The organism is Bacillus sp. FJAT-47783 (genome assembly GCF_022808615.1).
Lineage (GTDB): Bacteria > Bacillota > Bacilli > Bacillales > Aeribacillaceae > Bacillus_BZ.
This window is the reverse complement of the sequence record NZ_JAKZKS010000009.1, coordinates 1-25,759: the sequence shown is the minus strand read 5'-3', so window position 1 is coordinate 25,759 and position 25,759 is coordinate 1. Positions and strand designations below refer to the sequence as shown.

The following is a 25,759-nucleotide window of genomic DNA, read 5'->3' as shown; positions in this document are numbered from 1 at the left end:
TTGAAGAAATTCTTTTTAATGGTTATCATCTTGACTTTCGTTGTTTCAATAGGACGAATAAAAAATATTGTTTTTGCTGAATATACGGTCGACGGCGAATCAATGCAGCCAACGTTGCCAGAGGGTGAACATTTCTCTATTAATAAATGGAGTTACAAGTTTCAAGATATGGATCGTTTCGATATTGTCGTGTTCCAACTTCCAAAGGAAAAGGATATATTAGTAAAACGAGTCATCGGTCTTCCTGGAGATGAAATTGAATATAAAAATGATCAACTGTATGTGAATGGAGAGAAAAGGAAAGAGTCGTTTTTGCCAAAGGAAAAAAGTGAAGGATTTAATAGTCCATTAACAGGAGATTTTACGCTAGAAGAAGTGACAGGTGAGAAAACAGTCCCTGATGATTGTATTTTCGTCATTGGAGATAATCGGTTAAATAGTCGAGATAGTCGCCACTTTGGCTTTGTTAAAATGGAAGATGTCGTTGGAAAAGTAAATCCGTCATAAAATGTGTAGAGTTGGTTTTTCCGGTAGAAAGAAGAAGGTGTCCATTAAGTTTGGCACCTTCTTTTATTGTATACGTTTAAAAAAATACGACAAAAAATATAAAAAGCGAGGCTGCAAAACATATAACAGCAATCGTTTTTCGATGCTGCTTCATTTCTGAAAGCCCCACAACAAGCAGCATAACGCCTAATAAAGTCATAACATATGGAAGGACCTCATCTTGATTGGCAAAATAACCATAAGCCGCTAACACAATTACAAACAAGGCAATGATGATATGAAGTGCTTTTAACACGATAAAGTGAAACTTCATTCAGTGGAAGGCGTACTCCCGTAAGAATGAGAGAACTTCTCAATTAAAGTGAAGTTGTTTCAATTTTATTACGATCTATCTTATTTCTAAAGAAAAAAATGACAAAACTTACAAAAGGTCATTGAAATTTTATGAAAAATTGTTATGATTAATTTATGCAAACGATTGCACAAAAAGAGAGAGGGATCGAAATGAAAAAAACGTGGTGGAAAGAAGCGGTCGCGTATCAAATTTATCCGCGGAGCTTTATGGATTCAAATGGTGACGGGATCGGTGATTTAAAAGGGGTCATCTCGAAGCTAGACTATTTAAAACAATTAGGAATTGACGTTATTTGGATTTGTCCAATCTTTCAATCGCCAAATGATGATAACGGTTACGATATTCGTGATTATAAAGCGATATTAAAAGATTTTGGAACTATGGGCGATTTCGATGAGTTGTTAACTGAAGTTCACAAACGCGGTATGAAGCTCATTTTAGATTTAGTCATTAATCATACGAGTGATGAGCATCCATGGTTCATTGAATCCCGCTCATCAAAAGATAACCCGAAGCGCGATTGGTATATTTGGCGTGACGGAAAAGAGGGGAAAGAACCGAACAACTGGGAAAGTATTTTTGGCGGCTCAGCATGGGAATATGACGAAACGACAGATCAATATTACTTACACCTTTTCTCTCGCAGGCAACCAGATTTAAACTGGGAAAATGAAAAGGTTCGGAAAGCGCTTTACGAGATGGTGAATTGGTGGCTTGATAAAGGAATTGACGGATTCCGTGTTGATGCAATCAGCCATATAAAAAAAGAAGATGGACTTCCTGATATGCCAAACCCAAAAGGTTTAAAATATGTGCCATCCTTTAAAAAACATATGAATGTCGATGGTATTCATACGTACTTAGATGAGCTGAAAAAAGAAACCTTTTCGAAGTACGATATTATGACGGTCGGAGAAGCGAACGGAGTAAAAGTGGAAGATGCAGAGCTTTGGGTCGGTGAAGAACGTGGAAAATTTAATATGGTGTTCCAGTTCGAGCATTTAGACCTTTGGGATGCCGAATCAAAAAAGGATGTCGATATTGTTGAACTGAAAAAAGTGTTAACAAAATGGCAAAAAGGGTTAGAAAACAAAGGGTGGAATGCGTTATATATCGAAAATCACGATATTCCACGAATTGTATCAACGTGGGGAAATGACCAAACGTATTGGCGTGAAAGTGCTACTGCACTAGGAGCGATGTATTTCTTTATGCAAGGAACACCGTTCATTTACCAAGGTCAGGAAATTGGCATGACAAACGTTCATTTCCAAACAATCGACGAGTATGACGATGTAAGAGTGAAAAATTTCTACAAAATTAAGTTTGAAGAAGGCATGCCTCATGAGGAAATTATGGAGCTTATATGGGCATCATCACGCGATAATTCACGAACGCCAATGCAATGGTCGGATGAAGTAAATGCAGGGTTTACAACAGGTACTCCTTGGATCGGAATAAATCCAAACTATAAAAATATAAACGTGGAAAAACAGAAAAAAGATCCACAGTCTATTTTAAATTTTTATAAAAAGATGATCCGATTGAAAAAAGAAAATGCCGTATTGACGTATGGAACGTACGATCTTTTATTGGAAGAGCACCCTACTATTTATGCATATACACGTACATTAGAGGAACAAAAAGTGTTAGTAATCTGTAACTTAAGTGAGCAAGAAGTTGTTTTTAAACATGACAATATGACACTACACGTTGAACAATTACTTTTGCATAATTATGATGTGAAAGAGCGAGAACCTATTACAGAAGTAACGTTAAAACCGTACGAGACGAGAGTGTACCGAATTGAATAACTTGAAGCAATCGGATAAAGACCGATTGCTTTAGATGGTAAAAAATTTTTAAAGTGAAATGCAAACGATTGCACAATATTTGAATTATTAGGAGGGTTCGAACATGAAAAAAATGTTTTCTTTTGATTTTTGGCAAAAGTTTGGGAAAGCGTTAATCGTCGTTGTAGCGGTAATGCCAGCAGCAGGTTTGATGATCTCGTTAGGGAAGCTCATTGCGATGGCTGGAGGCGATGTTGCGCTAATTGAAGCGATTGCCCGTATTATGGAAGATATCGGTTGGGCTATTATTACGAATCTGCATATATTATTCGCTGTAGCCATAGGGGGATCGTGGGCGAAAGAGCGGGCAGGAGGCGCATTCGCGGCTCTGTTAGCTTTTATCCTGATTAATCGTGTCACAGGGGCGATTTTTGGGGTAAACAGTGCGATGCTTCAAGATTCTGAAGCAACGATTCAATCGTTATTCAATAGTGAACTACTTGTAAAAGACTACTTTACATCTGTATTAGGTGCCCCTGCTTTAAACATGGGTGTGTTTGTCGGGATTATTTCTGGTTTCTTAGGCGCGAATTTATTTAACAAATATTATAACTACGACAAACTGCCACAAGCTTTAGCATTTTTTAATGGAAAACGATTCGTTCCATTTGTCGTGATCGTCTATTCTGTCGGAACAGCTGTTGTTTTAGCTTTTGTATGGCCATTTGTTCAAGGGTTATTAAATGATTTTGGTCGTTGGATCGCTTCTTCACGTAATTCAGCACCCATTATTGCCCCGTTTATTTATGGTACGTTAGAGCGATTATTGCTTCCGTTCGGCTTACACCATATGCTGACCGTACCGATGAATTATACGGAGCTTGGTGGCACATATACGATTTTAACGGGAGAGAAAGCTGGACAAATTGTAGCGGGTCAAGATCCATTATGGCTTGCATGGGTAACCGATTTAAACCATTTAAAAGCAGCTGGTGATATGGAAAGCTATAAAGCGTTACTAGCTGATGTCGTACCGGCTCGTTTTAAAGTAGGACAAGTCATCGCCTCAACGGCTTCTTTACTCGGTATAGCGTTAGCGATGTATGTCAATGTCGATAAAGATAAAAAAGCAAAATATAAATCGATGTTCTTATCTGCTGGGTTAGCCGTATTTTTAACAGGTGTGACAGAGCCGATTGAATTTATGTTTATGTTTATTGCACCTATTTTGTATATCGTGTATGCGATAACAACCGGTATTTCGTTTGCAATTAGTGATATGATCAACTTACGTATTCATTCTTTTGGTTTCATTGAGTTACTAACACGTACGCCGATGATTGTCCAAGCAGGCTTGATCCGTGATCTCATTAATTTTGTCATTTCTTGTGTCGTATTCTTTAGTGTAAACTTTGTCGTGTTTAATTTCTTAATTAAGAAAATGAATATTCCAACACCAGGGCGCGCTGGAAATTATATCGAATCAGAAGAAACTACTCAAAATGCTCAAAAAGTAAGTAGAAAAGAACATTCACTAGCAGCGGAAATCATTGCACTCTTAGGTGGAGAAAACAATATTGAAGAAGTAGATGCATGTATGACACGCCTCCGTGTGACGGTTACCGATATGTCAAAAGTTGCAGATGAAGCAAAATGGAAAGAACAAGGTGCTCTCGGCTTAATTGTGAAAGGGAATGGCGTTCAAGCCATTTACGGTCCAAAAGCGGATGTCATAAAGTCTGACATACAAGATTTACTAGGAGCGTGAAAACCTTGAAATTATTAACATTAAATTGTCACTCTTGGCAAGAAGAAAACCAAATGGAAAAAATAAAATGGATAGCAGAGGCTATTTTAGAAAATGAATACGATTGTATCGCTTTACAAGAAGTCAGTCAGTCTATCGATGCTAAAGGAGTAAAAGGTCAGCTAAAGGAAGATAATTTTGCCTTCATGATCTTACAACAACTGAAGAAAATGGGAGGGCCTACTTATCATTGTTATTGGGATATGTCACATTTAGCTTATGATACATATGAAGAAGGGGTCGCGATTTTGTCGAAACACCCCATTGAAAAAGCAAGATCATTCTATGTATCGAGAAGCAACTCCATCCATCAATGGAAATCTCGAAAAATTGTAGAAGCAAAAGTAAGGATAAAGAATGAAGAACTACTATTCTATTCTTGTCACCTCGGTTGGTGGACGGATGTGGAAGAGCCGTTTCAAGATCAAGTCGATCAGTTATTAAGTCGTATAAATAAAGACAAATGGGTATTTTTAATGGGTGACTTTAATAATGATGCTAATAGTCGAAATGAAGGCTATGATTACTTGGTGAAAAGCGGTTTGTATGACACGTATGAATTAGCGAAGGAAAAAGACTGTGGGATTACGGTTAAAGGAAAAATAGCTGGTTGGAACGATAATCATCACGATTTACGCATTGATTTCATTTTCACGAATCGAAAAATACCTGTGCAAACGTCAGCTGTTGTTTTTAACGGTGAAAATCGACCTGTCGTTTCTGACCACTTCGGGGTTGAAGTAGAAATATAATGATTAGGGGCTGTCCATGTGGGCAGCCTTATTTAAAATATCACCAGAACCGTCCCTCGTGCGCTTTTTTTACGAAGTTGTGGATTTCTTTTGTGATTTGCGGAGTTATGATCTAAACTTGTGCGAATTTGAACCGAACTTGCGGATACACTTTTTTTTATAAATCAAGTAAAATAGAGGTAGAAAAATAAAAACGGAATGCGAAACAAATGGGACAAATCGATTGTCCCTTTTTCCATGTTTTTTAGAAAGTCTTTTTTGTGTCCAGCTCCAGGCGTCATCGGCTCGAGTCACAAGAGGGTCCTCTAGAAGGTGAAAAGCAACCTTCTAGCCGGCTTGCTTGTTTTTCGCGGAGCCAGGAAGGCGACGTTTCTTACCAGAGTGGGCGAGAGTTATTCGCAATTGGGGAGCCTTCCGCATTTCTTATGAAGGGAGAGAATGGTGTGAGCGTTCGTTTTTTAATTGGTCGTTCCGGAACAGGAAAGACGGCATTATGTTTACGCGAAATAAAAGGTCAGCTAACAGAAGAGCCGCTCAAAGGTCCTGCCATTATGTATATTGTTCCAGATCAAATGACATTTGCGATGGAATATGAACTTGTGAAAGCACCTGAATTAAATGGAATGGTACGTGCACAAGTATTAAGCTTCAGTCGTTTAGCTTGGCGTGTTCTTCAAGAAACGGGTGGCATCAGCCGGAAGCACTTATCATCAACGGGTGTGCACATGATGCTGAGAAAAATTATCGATAAGAAAAAACATGAATTTAAAGTGTTCGTAAAAGCGAGTGATAAAACAGGTTTTATCGACCATGTCGAGCAAATGATAACAGAGTTTAAACGATATATGGTTTCACCTGAAGAGCTTGAAGGCCGCTATCAAAGCTTGCTTGCAAATGATTTAAGTCATGAAAAAGCACTCGCAGATAAGTTGCATGATATGCTGCTCCTTTATCGTGAGCTGGAAAAGGAGTTAGCTAATAAATATATTGATTCAGAAGATTATTTGAAATTGCTCGCTGAAAAAATAATCGAGTCGGACTATGTAAAGGGAGCAGAGATTTATATAGATGGGTTCCATAGCTTTACTCCACAAGAATATGAAGTGATCGACTCATTAATGAAAACAGCTCAAAACATAACGATTGCCATTACGGCTGATAAGCCGTTCCATGAGCATTTACCACATGAATTACATTTATTTCATATGACAGGAATGACGTATCATAAACTCGCTGAATTAGCGAGATTAAATGGTCACGATATCGATGAAGTGACGCTTACGGAAATGGTTCGATTTCAAGAAGAGCCGTCCCTTATCCATTTAGAAAATTATTATGAATCCCGCCCGACCAAAGCTTATGATGAGAAACCAGCTTTGACGATCGCACAGGCTGTTAATAAACGGGCAGAAGTGGAAGGGATTGCCCGAGAAATGAAACGATTAGTTAGGGACGAAGGGGCTCGATATCGTGACATGGCCGTGCTCATTCGGGATATGAATCGCTACCATGATTTAATAGAACAAGTGTTTAAAGATTTTGAGATTCCGTTTTTTATCGATGAAAAGCGTTCCATGCTTTATCATCCGCTTATAGAGTTTATTCGTTCATCATTTGAAGTGATCACAGGGAATTGGCGATATGAAGCGGTCTTTCGCTGCGTCAAAACAGAGCTTCTCTATCCACAAGATGTATCGAAACAAAAAATGCGTGAACAAATGGATGTACTAGAAAACTACTGTCTATCATATGGCATTCAAGGGTCGAAGTGGACAGCAAATGAACGATGGACATACAGGCGCTATTATTCGTTAGAGGACGATTATGTTAAAACAGATGAAGAACGAGAGATGGAGGAACTCATCAATGATTTAAGAGAGGTAATTGTCCCGCCGATCGAAACGCTTCGTAAACGATTGAAGCGAGCAAAAACAGGGCGGAAAATGGCAGAAGCCCTTTATTTATATTTAGAAGAATTAAATGTACCGGAAAAGCTTGAAGTATTAAGCCAGGAAGCAGAAAAAGAAGGTAGATTAATAGAAGCAAGAGAACACGGTCAAGTTTGGAATGCCGTAATGGATTTACTCGATGAATTCGTTGAAATGATGGGGGATGCAAGCATTTCTGTCTCCTTATTTGTAGACGTATTAGATGCAGGGATGGAATCGATGAAATTTGCGCTCGTTCCTCCAGCCATCGACCAAGTGCTTGTGGCAAGTCTGGATCGCTCGCGCTTTTACGGGTTAAAAACAACCTTTTTGATCGGTGTGAATGATGGGGTGTTACCAGCGAAGCCGAATGATGATGGTGTGTTATCTGATGAAGATCGTGAACAGTTATTCCATAGCGGCTTGGAGCTAGCTCCAACGGCGAGAAGGCAGTTATTAGACGAAAACTTTTTAATTTATTTAGCCTTAACAAGTGCTCAAAATCATTTATACGTTTCGTACCCGTTAGCAGATGAGGAAGGAAAAGCGCTCCTTCCATCCGTTATCATTCGCCGTCTCAACGATTTATTCCCACAAGTAAAGGAAACGGTGTTTGTGAATGAACCGGAAACGATGGATGAGGAGGAACAACTCTCGTTTCTTGTTAGTCCAAATGTAACATTATCGCTTTTGACGACTCAACTGCAAAACTGGAAGAAACAATATCCGATTCATGATGTTTGGTGGGAAGTTTATAACTTTTTTATGACGAATTCAAAATGGAAGCAGCATGCTATTAAAGTGATCAGCAGTTTATTTTATAAAAATGAAGAAAAAACGTTAGACAAAAAGGTGAGCCGGAAGCTATACGGAGAACATATTCAAGGCAGTGTATCAAGGATGGAATTGTTCCGTAGATGTCCGTTTTCCCATTTTGCCTCGCATGGATTAAAGCTAAAGGAGCGTGAAACATTTCGCTTAAATGCCCCAGACATCGGGCAATTATTCCATGCGGCGTTAAAGCAGATGTCTGATCGTCTTAAGCAATTACAACTTGATTGGCGTGATTTAACGAAGAATCAGTGTGAAAAGCTTTCGTTCGATGCAGTGGAACAGCTCGCACCAAAGCTGCAGCGGGAAATATTATTAAGTTCCAATCGTCATCATTACTTAAAGCGAAAGCTACAAAAAATTATGACTCGAGCGTCGTCTATTTTAAGTGATCATGCACGGATGAGTGGTTTTGCTCCAGTTGAAATTGAGCTTGGCTTCGGAAAAAGTCAACAACTTCCGCCGTTTCGCTTTACGTTACAAAATGGCTGCACGATGGAGGTAATCGGTCGAATCGATCGCGTGGATAAAGCGGAAAGCTCACAAGGTACGTTACTTCGCATTATCGATTTTAAATCAAGTGACAAAGTGCTTGATTTAACGGAAGTTTATTATGGACTTGCCTTACAAATGCTAACTTATTTAGATATTGTCATTTCCCACTCTCAAGAATGGCTAGGGGTAAAAGCGACACCTGCTGGGGTACTATACTTCCATATTCACGACCCGTTTATCCAAACATCTGGTCAAGTAACGGATGATGTGATTGAAGAAGAAATTTTCAAAAGCTTTAAGATGAATGGTCTCTTACTAGGAGAAGAAGAAGCGGTTAAATTAATGGACCGAACACTTGAACATGGACGCTCTAATATTGTAGCAGCGGGAATCAAAAAGACGGGTGGCTTTTATTCGTATTCATCGATCGCAAGTGAACAAGAGTTTGATGTATTACGTCACCATATTCGAAAGGAATTTATTCGTATCGGATCGGAAATAACGGATGGAACGGTTTCGATTTCACCTTACAAACTAAAAGATAAAAAGCCTTGTACGTATTGCTCATTTAAAACGATCTGTCAATTTGACGAATCATTAGAAAAGAATGAATATCGAACGTTAAAAAATATGAAAGCACAAGAAGTGTTAGAGATCATAAGAAAGGAGGATGGCGATGAGTGATTGGATGAAAAAGCCAGAAAATAGCCAGTGGACGGACGATCAGTGGAAAGCGATTGTGTCAACTGGCCGCGATATTTTAGTAGCGGCGGCGGCTGGTTCAGGGAAGACAGCCGTGTTAGTCGAGCGGATTATTCGAAAAATCATTTCGAAGGAAAATCCCATCGATGTTGACCGTTTGCTCATCGTAACCTTTACAAATGCGTCTGCAGCGGAAATGCGAAACCGAATTGGGGAGGCATTAGAAAAAGCATTAAAAGAAAATCCTGCATCCCTTCATTTAAGAAGACAATTGACACTATTAAATAAAGCATCAATTTCGACATTACATTCCTTTTGTTTGAATGTTGTTAGGAAGTACTATTATAAAATCGATTTAGACCCAGGTTTTCGCATTGCAGATGCGACGGAAATCGAATTATTAATGGATGAAGTGTTAGATGAGCTATTTGAAGAACAGTATGGAATGGAAAACAATGAACCGTTTTTTGATCTCGTTGATCGGTATACAGGTGATCGAACGGACACGGATTTGCAAAGCTTAATCCGTTCTTTATATTTATTTTCACGTTCGCACCCAACTCCTGAAAAGTGGCTTGATACGATTGTTGCTATGTATGAACACAATGAAACAAGTTCTTTTGAAGAACTGCCATTCTTTCAATATTTACAAAAGGACGTCCACATGCAGTTAGCAGGTGGCATCACACAGTTAAAAAGAGCGTTAGAGATTACGAAAATTGCCGGAGGTCCTGCGCCGAGAGCTGAAAACTTAACGGATGACATCGCGCAAATGGAAGAAATGATTCATGCCACGGATTGGGAAGAACTTGGGAAAAAGGTACAAAGCTTTAAGCCTTCACGCGCTAAACCGTGTAAAGGGGATGAATATGACCCTAAGCTTCTTGAGCAAGTGACGAAAATGCGAGATAGCGTGAAAAAGCAAGTGCAAAAGCTGAAAGATGAGCTGTTTAATCGGGACATTCAGTATTACATGCAAGATTTGAAAATGATGGCTCCAGTCATGACAGTACTAGTCAATTTAGTGAAACAATTTGCTAACCGTTTTGAGGCGGTAAAAAAAGAAAAAGCGCTCGTTGATTTCTCTGATTTGGAGCATTATTGCTTAAAAATATTAACGGAAGAAGATGAGCATGGAGAGCTTATTCCAAGTGATGCTGCAATATATTACAAACAGCAATTCGCGGAAGTATTAGTCGATGAATATCAAGATACAAACCTTGTCCAAGAAGCGATTATAAAGCTCGTCAAAAGTGGAGAGGAACAAGACGGAAATTTATTTATGGTTGGCGATGTTAAGCAATCTATTTATCGCTTCCGTTTAGCAGAACCATTTTTGTTTTTATCGAAATATAAACGGTTTACACCAGAAGGAGAAGGCTCCGGTCTTCGCATTGATTTAGCGAAAAACTTTCGAAGTAGATCCGAAATATTAGATAGTACGAACTATATTTTTAAGCAAGTGATGGGAGAAAATGTCGGCGAGATTGATTATAACGAAGATGCCGAATTAAAGCTTGGCGCTTCGTATCCGGACAATGATGATATGAAGACAGAATTGTATATCATTGACCGAGCTAAACGAGAAGAAACGGAAGAAGGCGACATCGCGCTATTTCAAGAAGAAGAGCTTGAGACAGCTCAGCTCGAAGCGCGATTAATGGTAACAAAAATTAAAGAAATGATCCAAAAGCAATTTCCAATTTTTGATCGAAAGCTCGGTCGGACAAGACCGATCACCTATCGTGACATCGTCATCTTATTACGGGCAATGCCGTGGGCACCGCAATTGATAGAGGAGTTCAAACAACAAGGAATACCTGTCTATGCCAATCTTTCAACAGGATATTTTGAAGCTACGGAAGTCGCAATTATGTTGTCGTTATTAAAAGTAATCGATAACCCGTATCAAGATATACCGCTTGCTTCAGTTTTACGTTCGCCGATTGTCGGACTAAATGCCAATGAATTAGCCATTATTCGTACGTATAAGAAAAAAGGAGCTTTTTATGAAGCGCTTCAAACTTTTTTACAACAGTCAAGTGCTGAAGACGGTTATGTAGTTGAAAAGATAAAACCGTTTGTTGCCGGGCTTTCAACATGGCGTGACTTAGCAAGAAAAGGGCCGGTATCTGATCTTATTTGGCAGTTGTACCGAGACACACACTTTTTCGATTTTGTCGGGGGAATGCCTGGGGGGAAGCAACGTCAAGCGAACTTACGAGCTTTATATGACCGAGCACGTCAATACGAAACAACATCCTTTAGAGGTTTATTTCGATTTTTACGATTTATTGAACGCATGCAAGATCGCGGGGATGATTTAGGGGCTGCTCGCGCGTTAGGGGAACAAGAAGATGTCGTACGCATTATGACGATCCACTCAAGTAAAGGTTTGGAGTTTCCGGTTGTGTTTGTTGCTGGACTCTCGAAGCCGTTTAATATGATGGATTTAAACCGAAAGTATTTACTTGATAAAGAGTTAGGCTTTGCTTCCAAATATATTGACCCGAAAAAGCGAATTAGCTATCCGACACTTCCGCTTATTGCGATGAAGAAGAAAATGAAAATCGAAATGCTTTCAGAAGAGCTTAGAGTGTTATATGTTGCCTTAACACGAGCAAAAGAGAAGCTTATGCTTATCGGCACCGTAAAAGAAGCAGAAAAATCGTTTGCGGAATGGCGCCAGATGATTTCACATTCAGATTGGCTACTTCCTGATTTTGAACGGTCGAAAGCGAAATGTTATTTAGATTGGATTGGTCCTGCACTCATTCGTCATAAGGATGCACATATATTGCGTGAAGAGGACATGAAGATGGAACATGACATATATTCATACCAAGCAAAGTTTCAGATCGAGCTTATTCATGATTCACATTTTCACGACCATGTTAGAGAAGAAACCGACCAATTAGAAGAAAAAATGAATGCCATTATGAACCGTGAAGTAGTAACTGTTGAAAGCGAATGGAAAGAGAAAGTAACGTCTCGGCTTGAGTGGCAATATCCATTTCAAGCAGCTACGACTCATCGCTCAAAACAATCGGTTTCAGATATTAAACGATCCCAAACGCTAAATAAAGATGAATATAGCGACAATACGGTATTTCAGTCGTCTCCTTATTTATTTAACCGCCCAACGTTTTTACAAGAAAAGTCATTATCGAAAGCAGAAATCGGAACGGCTATGCATACGGTCATGCAACATATGACGTTTAACGAAGGAGTAACGAAACAATCCATCGAATTCTTAATTGAAGACTTAGTAAAAAGAGAAATCTTAACAGATGTTCAAGCAAAATCAATACAAGTTGATCAAATTTTAGCCTTTTTGGAATCGGATATCGGAAACAGACTGAAAAGAGCTATAAATATAGAGCGAGAAGTGCCATTTAGCTTCGCGATGCGAGCGAATGAAATATATGAAAAAGAAATAAATGGATTAGAAGGGGAAGCGGTTTTAGTTCAAGGGATTATCGACTGCTTATTTGAAGATGAAAAAGGCCTCGTGTTACTAGATTATAAGACCGATACAATTCGTGGAAGATTTTCCACTGTCGAGGAAGCCATTCCAACTTTGCAAAATCGTTATCGTGTGCAAATCGATTTATACGCACGAGCCATTGAGAAAATTACAAAGAAACAGCTAGCTGAAAAATATTTATACTTTTTCGATGGACCGTTAACGATTAAGCTATAATAAGGAATCGATTAATATAACTCACAACGTGAATTCCGGGGCTGTTTAAAAAGTCTATTTTAGAGTAAAATGCTCCAAAATTAAAACCAAAGGAATACTGTAAAATCAACATTCTTTCGGTCTTTCGGGACGTAAATACTCCTTTTCGGACAGCCCCAAGCTTTCTTCAAGTAAGGGAGGAATGAAAACTTTGAGAATTTTGCATACAGCGGATTGGCATTTAGGAAAGACACTTGAAGGAAGAAGTCGTCTTCCTGAGCAGGCACAATTTTTAGACGAGCTACAAGAAATCGTTGAACAGGAAAAAATAGATGTCGTTTTAATGGCTGGTGATGTATTTGATACCGTGAATCCGCCAGCTCAAGCTGAACAGCTTTTTTATGATAGTATGTCAAGGCTATCCGATAAAGGAAAAAGACCGGTTGTAGTCATTTCTGGGAACCACGATAACCCAGACAGGCTTTCTGCTTCATCGCCGCTTGCAACAGAACAAAATATCCATTTAATCGGTTATCCGACATCAAACATTGTCACCATACCTGTACCTTCTTTGAATGAAGGACTAAACGTTGCAGCATTAGCTTATCCGTCGGAAGCAAGGTTAGAACAATTGCTATCAGAGGAGCATGACGAAATTCTACTGCGCGATCAATATGATGAAAAAATTCGTGACTTGTTTCAATTGATGGCTGAGCAATTTAAGAAAGATACGGTTAATATTGCGATGAGTCATTTATATGTTCAAGGAGGAGCATCGACAGATTCCGAGCGGCCGATTGAAGTCGGAGGAGCTTATACAGTACGCGCAACGAGTTTACCACAGAACGCGCAATATGTTGCACTCGGTCATTTACATCGACCGCAAAATGTGAAAAAGGCACTAACGAAGGCGAGATATTCCGGTTCACCATTAGCCTATAGCTTTTCGGAAGCAGGCTATGCGAAAAGCGTTTCGATTATTGATGTGAAACCAAGAGAAGAAGCGTCCGTTTCAGAAGTGTATATAACAAGTGGTAAGCCGCTTGTCAAATGGAAAGCGAAAGCAGGGCTTAAAGAAGTATATCAATGGCTGGAAGAAGGCAAGGACAGAGATGCGTGGATTGATCTGGAAATCCAGCTCACAAATAACTTATCACTCGAAGAAATTCATCGCCTAAGAAAAGCCCATGATGGCTTTATTCATATTCGACCTATTTTCCAAACAGACAAGGAAATGAAACGAGAAAGCAGAAAAGAGAATGTCCCGATCGATGAAGTGTTTAGACGTTTTTATGCGCAGCAAACGGGTGGAGCTGAACCGGAAGGAGAGCTCGTACAACTATTTTTAGAGCTTATAGCAGAAGACGAGAAAGTGGGAGTTGATTCGAATTGAAGCCGATAACATTAACGATAGCTGGCTTGCATAGCTTCCGCGAAAAACAAGAAATTGATTTTGAAGCGTTATGTAGCGGTGGGGTTTTTGGTATCTTTGGACCGACCGGAAGCGGAAAATCATCCATTTTAGATGCGATGACCCTTGCGTTGTACGGGAAAGTCGAAAGAGCTTCCAATAATACGCAAGGTATTATGAACCATGCAGAAAATCAACTTTCCGTTAGTTTTACATTTGAACTCGCCAATGCAAAGAGCACGAAACGTTATCGAATTGAACGTAAATTTAAACGAACGGACGATATCCGCATTAAAACGTCCATTTGCCGCCTAATGGAAGAAGGGGACGAAACCGTTGTTTTAGCTGATAAAGCCAATGAAGTCAATGAAAAAATTCATGAATTATTAGGATTAACGATTGATGACTTTACACGAGCGGTCGTTCTTCCGCAAGGGAAATTTGCTGAATTTTTATCGTTAAAAGGATCTGAACGCAGGCAAATGCTACAAAGAATCTTTCATTTAGAAAAGTACGGTGATGTATTAACGAAAAAGTTAAAGCTACGACTTCAAACATCAAAAGCGACGTATAATGAACTTTCTGCTGAGCAAACCGGACTTGGCGATGCTTCAAAGGAAGCGGTTGAACAAGCAAAAGAAGCGGTAAATGAGCGTATAAAGCATTTAGAACAAGTTGAAAAAGAACATGAACATTTCACACAAGCATATGACGAACAACAACAAATTTGGCAATGGCTAAATGAACAGCAGTTGCTTCTGCAAAAACAGGAAACGTATCAAAAACAGAAGGAAGATTTTCAGAAAATCGAAAAGCAGCTCATCGATGCTGAAGAGGCAGAACGATTAAAGCCCTATGCAGAGGCTGTCAAGGAGTTAACGAAAGAACAATCAACATATGAAGCTGAAACGAACGAATTAACAGCAAAAGTAGAGATCACAAAAAAACAATTCGAAGAAAAGAAACAAGCGTTTGAACATATACGTCAAGAACGAGCTCAACAGGAGCCCGTTTTAATGAAAAGACGTGAAAAGCTCCACCAATTCAAAGACATTTCCGAGGAGCTTAAAAACGATGAACAACTAGTAACCTCGCTACAACGAGAATGTAAATCGTTGCAATCTTCATTTGAGCAAACAAAAACAGAGATAAGAAAAATTGAGGATATTTTAACAAGAGCGCTTGAGAAACAAGCTCAACTAAAAAAAGAGCTAAAAGAAACGAGCGTGAGAGTAGAAGAGCGTGAAAAGCTCCAAACGGCATTACAGAAAAAGCAACAAATCAATCAGCTGAATACACAAGTGAGCGAGATTCATCAGTCAATACAAAAGAAAAACGATCAGCTTCAATCGCTTTCTAAGCAATGGATAGAAATCGATGAGAAAAAGCGTGTTTTAGAGAAGCAATTAGTTGAAAAATATTTTGCGCTAAATCGTTTATTTGAGCTAGTTAGTGAGCGTCACCGTGAAATGGAACGATTTGGACAGTGGTTAAAAATTCAAATAAAAACAGTCAGAGCCAATATCGAAAAGGTTCGTACACATGAAGTAGCGAAGCAACTTGCTAAAGATTTAATTGAAGGGGAGGCTTGCCCTGTATGTGGTTCAACCGACCATCCTGCACCACAAATCAGTTCCTCAGCTGAAGAACTTTCGAAGTGGCAAAAAAAACTCGATACACTCGAAAACGATCTTGATTCAGTCATGAAAGAAGAACAGCACATTCGCACGTTAAAACTAAAACTGGAAGACTTATCAGAAACGATCGTCAAAGAGCAAATCATTTTACAAGAAGTACGTGATGTGACCGCCGCTACGATAGAACCATTAATACACTATGATGCGCTTTCTGAAAATGAATCGATCGAACATGTATTTAAACAATTTGTGACAGAAACTAAGGCATTACAACAAGACTTTTTATCAATTAAAGGTAAACTGACGAATATACATGAAGAAATTCGTCGCCTTCAGGAAATAAAGCTACAACAAGAACCGTTAGCCCATTCCATTGAAACAGAAGTAAAGGAACTGGAAGAAAAACAACAGTGGCTATATGAACAACTAGAAGAAGAAAAGAAAAATTGGATAGCTGCTTTTGAAGATGTTCCTATCGATGAAGTAGAGGATAAACTTGAGCGGTTAAAACAGAAAGAGGAGCTTGTTGAACAATTAACGGAGCGAATCGAAAAAAGCGTGGCTTTTATTGAAGAAAAAGAACGATTAAAACAAGTGTTAAAAGAACAAGAATATAAAACGTCCAATGAATTGTCGGCAAAAACGGCTGAATTAAAAGCAAAACAGCAATCGGTTCAAGAGAAAGAAAAACGATTTAAAGAAGAAAATATTAATATTCACACACTTCATGAAGAGTTAATACGAGTTGAACATACATTAAAGCATTATCAACAACAAGAACAATCAGCTTATGAAGAATGGCAGCAATTATCCAATCAATTACACGATCTTCAACGTAAGTGGTATACTGCGAAAAAACAGTGGGAAGATTCCCAGAAGAAGCTGGAAAAAGCGGAAGTAAGATGGCACGAAGAAAAGCAATCGTCCAAGTTCGAGCAAATTGAAGAAGCTTTAATGGCTGTCCTACCAGCCGAAGAAAAACAGCGACTAAAAGAAAAAGTAACGGTTTATCAGGAAGCAGTAAAAGAAATCGAAACAGCTCTTCAAAACGTAACTGAAAAATTAAATGGGCGTACGATTACGAAAGAGCAGTGGGAGCAATTACAGACTAAAAAACGAGAAATGAAAGAACGATTAAATAATGCCATTGCTGAAAAAGGGGCCGCTCAAACACAATTAACGACGATTTTAAATAAGCACGAGCGCTTTATGGAAATAGAAGAAGAAAAGCACCATTTAGAACGTCATATCGAACAACTCAATCAACTGCAATCGATTTTTAAAGGTAATAGTTTTGTAGAATACATTGCTGAAGAACAGCTAGAACAAGTCAGTTTCGATGCATCGGAACGATTAGGACAACTAACGCGAAGAAGATATGCTATTGAAGTAGATTCACAAGGTGGATTTATTATACGGGATGACGCCAACGGTGGTGTGAAACGACCTGTCACAACGCTATCAGGAGGAGAAACGTTCATGACGTCACTCGCACTCGCTCTATCTTTATCAGCACAAATACAGCTTCGTGGTCAATACCCGTTGCAATTCTTCTTTTTAGATGAAGGGTTTGGGACATTGGATTCAGACCTTCTTGATACCGTCGTTTCCGCTCTTGAAAAACTACACTCGAACAATTTGTCTGTCGGTGTCATTAGTCACGTACAAGAGTTACGAGCCCGACTTCCGAAGCGACTCATCGTTGAACAAGCCGAACCATCCGGCCGTGGGACGCGAGTGAAAATCGAGACAATATAAATTAAAGGAGGAGACAGTCTGCGTAAAGGCTGTCCTCTTTTTACGTACAAAAAAAGGAAAAACCAGACATATTTTAAGCATTTGCCGTCTGGTTTTGATCATTCACATCTGGATCTATACCATTTGTCACACTAATGCCGTTATTGACAATATGGAAATCTCCAGTATTCCCTCCACCTGAACCAGATACGGACTTAGCAGCAGATTTTGGTGAAAGATAAAAGGAATCACCGAAGTTGATAATCCCTCCGGAAACGGAATTAATTTTAATTGGACCAACGATTGCGGGCATTTGAAACACCTTTTCTCATAGTATATTCTTAGTGTATTCATGGACATTTGAATCGTTCTAGGGTCATAATGGAATTACGCATTCGCTGTTTGGTTTTGGTCATTAATATCAGGATCGATTCCGCTAGATACACTGAAACCATTATTGATGATTTGGAAATCTCCAGTATTACCACTCCCTGAACCCGATACGCTCTTCCCAGCACTTTTCGGTGAAAGATAAAAGGAATCACCGAAGTTAATAACACCACCAGATACTTCATTAATTTTAATAGGACCTACAATTGCGGGCATTTCGAACATCCTTTTTTTCTTGAACTACTTGTATCATATGCATCCATTTGATAACAAGTTCCGAATCAACAATTCTGTTAGGATTATAACAAGAAGAAGCTCTCACTTTTTCAAAAAGTAAGAGCTTATAAAAGGTCATTCTCCGTGTAATAATTGACGAATATGTTTCACACGGGCTTCCGCTCGGATTTCATCTGTTGAACCGAAATGGGCAACAGCAGACGAGGAAATCGCTAAAACACGGACTCCTTTTACTTGAATGGATGGACATTCATTATGTGTCGCACCTTGAAAATCTTCCGTAAATGTTGGTTGTGGGATGGATTCCGAAAAAATCGGATATTCATTTAAGTTTCCCTCTCGTGCAAAAAATATGTCAGCTTCCCTTTGTACAGCTAAAGCTTTGACGGTAGGTGTAATGGTACATGAATCCCCGATTTGAAAAACGGAGCTTAATCCGACCGAGTTAATATACGCCGCTTGAACATTTGTGATCCGGTTAAGAAGTCTCATTACTCTGGAGATAGTGGCACGAATGCGCCTACGATTAATGCTTCTGGCGGCGTATCAAAAATGGAAGATAAAGAGATCGTATTCGTATCCCCAATTAAAAACACGGAGGAGCTTGAGACACCAATGATATTGACGAAGCCGACACATAAATCTTTATTCACGACGGTGTAATTCATTCTGTGTTGTCCCCTTTCATTTCTTTTGGTATCTTTTGAAGGAAGTACACAATGGAATTTTCAATGTCTTGTTTTACTTTACGTTCAACAAATTCTACTTGCTGTTTAACATCAACGTTTTCATGAATACGGAGTGATTGTAAGTAATACATAATTCGCCCATCAATTTGCTTTTTAATGTCTTCAATAATTAAAAATTGGTACGTTTCCTCTATATTCACATGATGTTTTTTAGCGAGTTCATTTATTTTAGATGGGCATTCATTTTGTAAATAATTCATCACATTCGTATGACATTGTTGTTGAATTTGATTTTTTATTTCTTTTTGAACTTCATTCACTTGAAGTCCTTTTTGCTCTACATCAAATTGATCAATACTCTCTGGGTCTGTTGGGTTTAAACCGATATTTAACACACCTTCTAATGTTTCAACTTTTAATTGATCGAATTTATATTCGACTTTTTCTATATTGGTGTAAGGCTTTTGTTTTATTTCAGCTAATTCGTCCGTCAAGGAATGCAGAGTTTTCTCTAAGTAGTCAATTCGCTCACTTTGGTGAAGAATATATTGGTACAATTGGTCCAAATATTGTTGTAAGCGGTAGGGGTCGAAATTCATCACCGGTCACCTCACTCTGCATGATTAGTCTTAGTATTGTATGCAGATGAGAGGAATTAGGTGAATGCCTAAGAACTAGCCGGTGGTTGAAGTGGTACTAACGTCTGAGCAGAGCTAGGCTCTACAACGCCAACACCTGGCTTTTTCGGTAACGGAGCAGGTCCCGTAAAACCACCTGTATTATAAAGGTTCGAAAGAGGTTTAATCATGCCGGCACTTCCAATTTGTAAAACAGAAGAATTGCTGACGGAGCCTACACGCAAATATTGAATATTAATCGATTGTTGAATATAAAAATTCATACTTCCACTCCTAAGCGTTTAGTACCATTGGTTGGTCAACTAAATCACTATCGTATGTGTTTGTGACACTATTTTGGTTTACTACATATAAGCCGTCACCTGTATTGAACGACCCAGCACCTGCAAATGTTTTAACGACACTATTAGGAGAAATAGTAATAACATCACCAACGTGAACGACACTGCTCGTTCCGACGCTGTTAACTTTGAATGCTCCAACAATGGCTGGCATTTAAAACACCCTTTAATTTAGGCTTTAGTCTTGATATACATTGTATGTCGAAGTGTTAGAGGAGGTGTATAAATGGAAGAAGATGAACCGGGGTAAAAAAAGAAAGAGGAGGCAATGAATTCATGAATCATTCGCTTTTTTCATTGCTTCCCTTTTCATACGCATTTCTTCTATTAGTAATGTATCAAGTTCTTGGCTACATTGAATCGTTTTCGTTGAATTCATTCCGTATTTTTTAGCTGTCTCAATTAATTTGAGCCTTACCGTTTCAATTTGATTAATGGACATCACTGCATACCCAACTTTCTGCCTGTTGAATTAAAAATATTATACAATAGATGACTAATCGACTAAAGCATTATTATACAATTATTTACACATATGGGGTTGGTAATAATGTGAAAAATCAGTCAGTATAGGCTAATCCACATTCTATATAGGATTAATATCATTATATATTATTTTTATCGGAAGAAAATGTAATTCTTTAATAAAAATTAATAAAATTCCCATATGTTTACTAGAAGGTTAACCAAGTTAACAAAGCGATTGGAAGGAAACCTAAATTAATCGAAACGGATGGGCCGTGGTCAGTCCATTTAAAAATTTTGAAACAACTCCGTTACTTTTAAAGGAAATTTGTAAAGTATTGGCGAATAGTAAGCATAGAGATGTAGAAGATGTCATGATTCAAACGGCATTGAATGAGAAGAAATGATTTAAAACAAAATGGGGGTAAATATGAAATTCGTTACAGCAGAAATACACGGCCGGCATTTTTTAGGGCTCATCTTTGAAGAAGAATTTGTCATTGATATTCAAAAAGCAGAGAAAAAGTTATACGATGAGGAATTCACACCAGTCTCAATGGTGGAATGTATGAAGCAAGGAGATAAATTTGTCAATTATATTGAAACATTGATGGAATTAGTGAAAAAGCAAGAAGAAAGGGAATCCTATGTTTATTCATTTTCGGACATTCAATTATTAGCCCCAATTCCGAGGCCGATGAAAAATATTTTTTGTGTGGGAAAAAATTATCGAGATCATGCATTAGAGTTAGGAACAGAGGAAGACATCCCAAAACATGTGATGCTTTTTTCGAAAACACCGACAACCGTTATAGCTCATGAAGAAGAAATTGATCCACACACGGATGTTACGGAACAATTAGATTATGAAGGAGAATTAGCGATTGTCATCGGGAAGAAAGGTAAGCGGATTCATCCAGATGAAGCAATGGAGTATATTTTCGGGTATACGATTATGAATGATATAACTGCCCGTGACTTGCAAAGTCGCCATAAGCAATTTTTATTAGGAAAAAGTCTAGATACATCTTGTCCAATGGGACCTGTTCTTGTACATAAGTCTTCATTACCACATCCTCACCACTTAATGATTGAAACGAAAGTAAATGGTGAAATACGTCAAAAAGCGAATACGGAACAAATGATTTTTTCGATTCCAGAAATTATTTCTGTTATTTCCAAAGGGACGACATTAGAGCCGGGCGACATCATTGCTACTGGAACACCAGCAGGCGTCGGAAAAGGCTTCACACCACCTAAATACTTACAACGTGGCGATACAATCGAAGTAACGATTGAAGGAATCGGTACACTTAAAAACAAAGTAAAAGAATAGTAAAAAAGGCGAAATCGGATGAACCGATTTTGCTTTTTTCGTTGTTTCAGAAAGTTTACATTCGCTAATGCGTTAAAATGCAATGAATGGAGCTTTGTTATACTCTCTCGAAGTCAAATACCCTTCATCCAATAAAGGCAAAGAGCGCCTTTTCGTCGTAGAACATGTTTGTCTGACGCTGAGCAAGGCGCTTGCGCTTTTCTGAACTCATTGAATTAGTGATTTTTATCACACTATTTGTCGATTTTATGAATCTTACAGGAAAAATGAGTAGGGAAACGAGGGTAAGCACTATGTTTTTTATACGAATTTTGTTAAGATTATTTTAGAATAGTTATTAAAAAGGAGGTTTTATAAATGACGCATCTTCACATTACGTCTTGGGTGATTTTACTTATTTTATTCTTTATTGCATTTGCGAAATATTCAAAAGGGCTACATATGGCGGTTCGTCTTTTTTATTTAGTTGTCATTGCAACAGGGGCTGAACTTATTTTCCGCTTTAATGTGTTTCAAATGACTAAATTTGTTGGTGAATATATCGGAAAAACGGTGTTAGCAATTGTTTTAATCGGATTAATGGAAATGGTTCTCATTCGTAAAACGAAAGGGAATTTATCAAAAGGAATTTATATCGGTTTTTGGGTTGTATTAATTTTAGTCATTTTACTTGGATTCCGCTTACCGTTAGGAATGTAGTTTGTATAATAATCATTTGAGAAAAGCACTGGGTACGTCCAGTGCTTTTTTTTGACGGTCAATCACTGAAAGTTTATTCCTTTTGGAAAGTAGAAATGATACTCCGCTCTCCAGTGCTTAACGTAAATTCGAAGCGGTCTGAAAAACCATTTGTTCGTTTGAAAACGTGTTGGACGGAACAAATTTTTTCTTCATTATCAAATACATAAATGGAAGCACCTTTGTGATCAAACATCCGTTGGTTATATCCATAGATGAAATCGTATATTGAAAATGAAAGTTTGTTTAAGTGATGAATAAACATGATAAAACTCGTATCTGCCAGCTCTTCTAACATTTGCTCAAAGCAGTAAGTTAAATTTTTCTTCAAGCGAATGACTTCACCTTCTTGTAATTCATAATGGTTTCCACATAAATCAATACAGCCATCTCCAAGCCATTCACCATTTTTCCATCTTCCATTTAAATTTACTTCAACGGCTTTGAAGTGGATTTCGTTCAAGGGAATGTATTCATCGTCTTCAGAGGATAAAAAGCATTCTGTCTCATCTTGATGAAAGGTACCCACTATGTATGAACGTTTTTGTTCGCGTAATAACTGATCCTTTGCTTCTGAAATCACGAACATTCACCTCCAAATAGCTTTTTTCATCGTTTTGGACAAAAGTGAAGGAATTTATTCATTTAGACAACTCAAATCAACATGGGCTCTTGCATACAATAACTACATGATTTTTTCATAAATAAAGTGGTTGTTATCACTAACGGTGAGACCTCGCCTAAAAAACATTAAGAGAACATTCAAAATGAAATGAAAAGAAAGGCTTCACTCTATATAAAGTTTCATTTATAGATCCATACCGTTCTGAAACATGAGAAGGAGATGATTGGCATGTGTGGTATTGCAGGATGGGTTCATATGAAAGACCCACTCGCAAACGAGAAGAAGTCCGTGTCGAAAATGACGGAGACGTTAACGAAACGTGGGCCAGACGATACGAATATTTGGGCGGAAGAACATGTGATTTTTGGACATAAACGTCTCGTTGTCGTCGATCCAACTGGTGGAAAGCAACCGATGGTTCGTAAAAAAGGAGAAAGGACGTATACGGTTTGCTATAATGGGGAGCTTTACAATACTGAAGATATTAGAAAAGAATTGCTACGTAAAGGTTATACGTTTGAAGGGCATTCGGATACAGAAGTATTGTTAACGGCTTATATAGAATGGCATGAAAAGTGTGTAGATTACTTTAACGGTATTTTTGCTTTTGCCGTTTGGGATTCACATAAACAGACGTTATTTTTAGCTCGTGACAGACTTGGTGTAAAGCCGTTATTTTATTCGCAAAAAGGTCCCTCTCTCCTCTTTGGATCAGAATTAAAGGCGATTTTAGCCCATCCTGATATTTCGGCTGTGGTAAATGATGAGGGATTATCAGACGTGTTTGGAGTTGGGCCATCAAGATCTCCAGGATCGGGTGTTTTTAAAGGAATAAAGGAACTAAGGCCTGGCCATGCATTAACGTTCTCTCGCGAAGGTCTCCGTCTTTGGCGATACTGGAATGTAGAAAGTAATGTGCATCAGGACTCCTTTTCAGAAACCGTTGAAAAGATTCGTTTTTTATTGACAGATGCTGTAACGAGACAGCTCATATCCGATGTCCCTTTATGTACATTTCTTTCCGGTGGGGTTGATTCAAGTGCGATAACGGCAATCGCCGCAAAAGCCTTTGAAAAAGAAGGGAAAGGTAGGTTGCATACGTATTCCATCGATTATGAAGGAAATGATGAGCACTTTAAAGCGAATGAATTTCAACCGAATTCCGATACTTCTTTTATTCAAAAGATGAGTTCGACATTCCGAACGATTCACCATAATTGTATGATTACGCAAAAAGAACTTATAGAACATTTAGAAGAAGCAGTGCTCGTTCGTGATCTGCCGGGGATGGCGGATGTTGATTCATCCTTACTCTGGTTTTGTAGAGAAATAAAACAAGATTTTGTTGTCAGTTTATCAGGCGAATGTGCGGATGAAATATTCGGGGGATACCCATGGTTCCATCGTAAAGAAGATTTAGCATCAACTGGCTTTCCTTGGATGCGTTCAACAGAAGAGAGAATGGGTTTATTTACAGAAGAATGGCAAAAAAGATTAAAATTGAAAGAATACTCGATTCAAAAATTACGAGAATCCATTAATGAAACACCTGTATTAGATGGAGAGTCCGAAGAAGAGACGAAGCGCCGACAACTTTTTTATATCAATATGATTTGGTTTATGACGACATTATTAGACAGAAAAGACAGAATGAGTATGGGCGCAAGTCTTGAAGTACGGGTTCCATTTGCTGATCATCGGCTAGTAGAATACGTATGGAATGTCCCGTGGGAAATGAAAATGCACGGCAATCGTGAAAAAGGAATTTTACGAAAAGCATTAGAAGGAACTCTTCCAGATGAAGTATTGTACCGCAAAAAAAGTCCATACCCGAAAACACATCATCCCGAATATACAAAACGAGTATTAAAATGGCTAAATTCGATTTTACAACATAAAGATTCGATTCTCCACGAGTTGTTTAATAAAAAAGCACTAAACGAATTAATGGATTCAAAAGGACAAACGTTCCAAACACCGTGGTTCGGCCAGCTCATGACCGGCCCTCAGCTGCTCGCCTTTTTGGCACAAGTTCATGTTTGGTTTGAAAAGTACCGAATAAACATTGAGTAAAAAAACCGGGGCTGTCTAAAAATTCGATTTTAGGGTAAAATAATCCAAAATTAAGACCTAAAGAATGCTGTCAAATCAACATTCTTTAGGTCTACCTTTTGAGATTTAGGGGCGTAAATACTACTTTTCGGACAGCCTCGGTTTCGTTCTTAAGAAGCTTTCAGCTAAAAAGGTGTGAGCGCGTCCCTCTTGCGGTTGCGTTTTTTTTATGAACTTGCGTATATCTTGTATGACTTGCGGATTCGCTTTTTTTCTGCTTGCCCAAAACGAAAAGAACAGCAAGCGTGCTGTCCTTTTCTTATAAATTCGATGTCAAAATATTTATTTGTTTACACGGAATTAGGTTAGAAACGGGCGTAGGAAAAAGCTTGCAACTTTAATCGGGTTTAGCCTTGTGTGTTGGAACAACTTTTCGCCTATGTAACCGTCGAGCTGCTTGACGATAAGATCAAGTTTTTCGTTATCCAGCTTTTCCACCATTCTTCGTAAAACGAGCGAATCATCATAGCTTTTATATATTTGCTTTGTAAGTTGTTCATAGCTTTCTACACCAAGGATATCGTAAGCGGCATAAATCCCTGATAATATGG

Annotated in this window: 21 protein-coding genes and 1 pseudogene; 11 read left to right on the top strand and 11 right to left on the bottom strand. The window is 38.4% G+C overall.

Annotated elements, in window-relative coordinates; translation table 11 throughout:
* Entirely contained in the window at positions 1 to 507 is a 507-nt protein-coding gene (gene lepB, locus MLD65_RS08390; protein WP_279326012.1) for a signal peptidase I, read from the top strand.
* A gap of 76 nt (positions 508 to 583) precedes the next feature.
* Here lepB and MLD65_RS08385 read toward each other — a convergent pair whose 3' ends face one another.
* Positions 584 to 820 (bottom strand): DUF3953 domain-containing protein, encoded by a 237-nt coding sequence (locus MLD65_RS08385; protein WP_243291428.1) that lies wholly within the window; start codon positions 818 to 820, stop codon positions 584 to 586.
* A gap of 191 nt (positions 821 to 1,011) precedes the next feature.
* Here MLD65_RS08385 and MLD65_RS08380 point away from each other — a divergent pair, with 191 nt between their 5' ends.
* From MLD65_RS08380 to MLD65_RS08350, 7 genes are all read left to right on the top strand, one after another.
* Positions 1,012 to 2,676 carry a glycoside hydrolase family 13 protein gene (locus MLD65_RS08380; protein WP_243291427.1) on the top strand — a complete coding sequence of 555 codons (1,665 nt, stop codon included), beginning with the start codon at positions 1,012 to 1,014 and terminating at the stop codon, positions 2,674 to 2,676.
* A gap of 103 nt (positions 2,677 to 2,779) precedes the next feature.
* Positions 2,780 to 4,423 (top strand): PTS transporter subunit IIBC, encoded by a 1,644-nt coding sequence (locus MLD65_RS08375; RefSeq protein WP_243291426.1) that lies wholly within the window; start codon positions 2,780 to 2,782, stop codon positions 4,421 to 4,423.
* A gap of 5 nt (positions 4,424 to 4,428) precedes the next feature.
* A complete protein-coding gene (locus tag MLD65_RS08370) occupies positions 4,429 to 5,214 on the top strand; it encodes an endonuclease/exonuclease/phosphatase family protein (protein ID WP_243291425.1) in 786 nt (261 codons plus the stop codon).
* A gap of 443 nt (positions 5,215 to 5,657) precedes the next feature.
* Positions 5,658 to 9,152 carry a helicase-exonuclease AddAB subunit AddB gene (gene addB, locus MLD65_RS08365; protein ID WP_243291424.1) on the top strand — a complete coding sequence of 1,165 codons (3,495 nt, stop codon included), beginning with the start codon at positions 5,658 to 5,660 and terminating at the stop codon, positions 9,150 to 9,152.
* Positions 9,145 to 12,873 (top strand): helicase-exonuclease AddAB subunit AddA, encoded by a 3,729-nt coding sequence (addA, locus tag MLD65_RS08360; protein WP_243291423.1) that lies wholly within the window; start codon positions 9,145 to 9,147, stop codon positions 12,871 to 12,873. The genes addB and addA overlap by 8 nt, the downstream gene beginning before the upstream one ends.
* Before the next feature lie 190 nt (positions 12,874 to 13,063).
* On the top strand, positions 13,064 to 14,245 hold the full coding sequence (locus MLD65_RS08355) for an exonuclease SbcCD subunit D (protein WP_243291527.1): 1,182 nt from the start codon (positions 13,064 to 13,066) through the stop codon (positions 14,243 to 14,245).
* Positions 14,242 to 17,658 carry an SbcC/MukB-like Walker B domain-containing protein gene (locus MLD65_RS08350; protein ID WP_243291422.1) on the top strand — a complete coding sequence of 1,139 codons (3,417 nt, stop codon included), beginning with the start codon at positions 14,242 to 14,244 and terminating at the stop codon, positions 17,656 to 17,658. Before MLD65_RS08355 ends, MLD65_RS08350 begins: the two co-directional genes overlap by 4 nt.
* Before the next feature lie 73 nt (positions 17,659 to 17,731).
* On the opposite strand, the gene MLD65_RS08345 is transcribed toward MLD65_RS08350, so the two are convergent.
* The 8 genes from MLD65_RS08345 to MLD65_RS08310 all read right to left on the bottom strand — a co-directional run bounded on the left by MLD65_RS08345 (position 17,732) and on the right by MLD65_RS08310 (position 20,374).
* Entirely contained in the window at positions 17,732 to 17,950 is a 219-nt protein-coding gene (locus MLD65_RS08345) for a spore germination protein (RefSeq protein WP_243291421.1), read from the bottom strand.
* 74 nt (positions 17,951 to 18,024) lie between these two features.
* Entirely contained in the window at positions 18,025 to 18,243 is a 219-nt protein-coding gene (locus MLD65_RS08340) for a spore germination protein (protein ID WP_243291420.1), read from the bottom strand.
* Positions 18,244 to 18,378: 135 nt separating this feature from the next.
* Positions 18,379 to 18,756: a spore germination protein GerPE gene (locus MLD65_RS08335; protein ID WP_243291419.1), complete on the bottom strand. Its 378-nt coding sequence runs from the start codon at positions 18,754 to 18,756 to the stop codon at positions 18,379 to 18,381.
* The gene (locus MLD65_RS08330) at positions 18,756 to 18,932 is read right to left on the bottom strand and encodes a spore gernimation protein GerPD (protein ID WP_243291418.1); all 177 of its coding nucleotides are present in this window, start codon (positions 18,930 to 18,932) and stop codon (positions 18,756 to 18,758) included. The genes MLD65_RS08335 and MLD65_RS08330 overlap by 1 nt, the downstream gene beginning before the upstream one ends.
* A complete protein-coding gene (gerPC, locus tag MLD65_RS08325) occupies positions 18,929 to 19,552 on the bottom strand; it encodes a spore germination protein GerPC (RefSeq protein ID WP_243291417.1) in 624 nt (207 codons plus the stop codon). The genes MLD65_RS08330 and gerPC overlap by 4 nt, the downstream gene beginning before the upstream one ends.
* 68 nt (positions 19,553 to 19,620) lie before the next feature.
* Positions 19,621 to 19,854, bottom strand: coding sequence for a spore germination protein GerPB (locus MLD65_RS08320; protein ID WP_243291416.1), 234 nt, complete (start codon positions 19,852 to 19,854; stop codon positions 19,621 to 19,623).
* Positions 19,855 to 19,864: 10 nt separating this feature from the next.
* The gene (locus MLD65_RS08315) at positions 19,865 to 20,086 is read right to left on the bottom strand and encodes a spore germination protein (protein ID WP_243291415.1); all 222 of its coding nucleotides are present in this window, start codon (positions 20,084 to 20,086) and stop codon (positions 19,865 to 19,867) included.
* A 120-nt stretch (positions 20,087 to 20,206) separates the two neighbouring features.
* Positions 20,207 to 20,374, bottom strand: a complete 168-nt coding sequence (locus MLD65_RS08310; RefSeq protein WP_243291414.1) for an aspartyl-phosphate phosphatase Spo0E family protein — start codon at positions 20,372 to 20,374, stop codon at positions 20,207 to 20,209.
* Positions 20,375 to 20,827: 453 nt separating this feature from the next.
* Between MLD65_RS08310 and MLD65_RS08305 the strand changes: the two genes are divergently transcribed.
* Both MLD65_RS08305 and MLD65_RS08300 read left to right on the top strand, forming a co-directional pair.
* Positions 20,828 to 21,733 carry a fumarylacetoacetate hydrolase family protein gene (locus MLD65_RS08305; protein WP_243291413.1) on the top strand — a complete coding sequence of 302 codons (906 nt, stop codon included), beginning with the start codon at positions 20,828 to 20,830 and terminating at the stop codon, positions 21,731 to 21,733.
* 357 nt (positions 21,734 to 22,090) lie between these two features.
* A complete protein-coding gene (locus MLD65_RS08300; protein ID WP_243291412.1) occupies positions 22,091 to 22,432 on the top strand; it encodes a YisL family protein in 342 nt (113 codons plus the stop codon).
* Positions 22,433 to 22,505: 73 nt separating this feature from the next.
* On the opposite strand, the gene MLD65_RS08295 is transcribed toward MLD65_RS08300, so the two are convergent.
* Complete coding sequence (locus tag MLD65_RS08295) at positions 22,506 to 23,054, bottom strand: DUF2777 family protein (protein WP_243291411.1); 549 nt, start codon at positions 23,052 to 23,054, stop codon at positions 22,506 to 22,508.
* 270 nt (positions 23,055 to 23,324) lie between these two features.
* Between MLD65_RS08295 and asnB the strand changes: the two genes are divergently transcribed.
* Positions 23,325 to 25,169 (top strand): asparagine synthase (glutamine-hydrolyzing), encoded by a 1,845-nt coding sequence (asnB, locus tag MLD65_RS08290; protein WP_243291410.1) that lies wholly within the window; start codon positions 23,325 to 23,327, stop codon positions 25,167 to 25,169.
* 339 nt (positions 25,170 to 25,508) lie between these two features.
* Here the strand turns inward: asnB and MLD65_RS08285 are convergent.
* Positions 25,509 to 25,759, bottom strand: a pseudogene (locus tag MLD65_RS08285) (NAD(P)/FAD-dependent oxidoreductase); the annotation flags it as partial.

Bases quoted from the DNA above. Each gene is read 5' to 3' on its own strand.
- MLD65_RS08385 (WP_243291428.1), bottom strand. From the start codon at position 820: ATGAAGTTTCACTTTATCGTGTTAAAAGCACTTCATATCATCATTGCC.
- MLD65_RS08315 (WP_243291415.1), bottom strand. From the start codon at position 20,086: ATGCCAGCCATTGTTGGAGCATTCAAAGTTAACAGCGTCGGAACGAGC.
- MLD65_RS08300 (WP_243291412.1), top strand. From the start codon at position 22,091: ATGACGCATCTTCACATTACGTCTTGGGTGATTTTACTTATTTTATTC.
- MLD65_RS08345 (WP_243291421.1), bottom strand. From the start codon at position 17,950: ATGCCCGCAATCGTTGGTCCAATTAAAATTAATTCCGTTTCCGGAGGG.
- MLD65_RS08305 (WP_243291413.1), top strand. From the start codon at position 20,828: ATGAAATTCGTTACAGCAGAAATACACGGCCGGCATTTTTTAGGGCTC.
- MLD65_RS08330 (WP_243291418.1), bottom strand. From the start codon at position 18,932: ATGAATTACACCGTCGTGAATAAAGATTTATGTGTCGGCTTCGTCAAT.
- MLD65_RS08335 (WP_243291419.1), bottom strand. From the start codon at position 18,756: ATGAGACTTCTTAACCGGATCACAAATGTTCAAGCGGCGTATATTAAC.
- gerPC (WP_243291417.1), bottom strand. From the start codon at position 19,552: ATGAATTTCGACCCCTACCGCTTACAACAATATTTGGACCAATTGTAC.
- addA (WP_243291423.1), top strand. From the start codon at position 9,145: ATGAGTGATTGGATGAAAAAGCCAGAAAATAGCCAGTGGACGGACGAT.
- MLD65_RS08310 (WP_243291414.1), bottom strand. From the start codon at position 20,374: ATGTCCATTAATCAAATTGAAACGGTAAGGCTCAAATTAATTGAGACA.
- MLD65_RS08380 (WP_243291427.1), top strand. From the start codon at position 1,012: ATGAAAAAAACGTGGTGGAAAGAAGCGGTCGCGTATCAAATTTATCCG.
- MLD65_RS08340 (WP_243291420.1), bottom strand. From the start codon at position 18,243: ATGCCCGCAATTGTAGGTCCTATTAAAATTAATGAAGTATCTGGTGGT.
- asnB (WP_243291410.1), top strand. From the start codon at position 23,325: ATGTGTGGTATTGCAGGATGGGTTCATATGAAAGACCCACTCGCAAAC.
- MLD65_RS08320 (WP_243291416.1), bottom strand. From the start codon at position 19,854: ATGAATTTTTATATTCAACAATCGATTAATATTCAATATTTGCGTGTA.
- MLD65_RS08375 (WP_243291426.1), top strand. From the start codon at position 2,780: ATGAAAAAAATGTTTTCTTTTGATTTTTGGCAAAAGTTTGGGAAAGCG.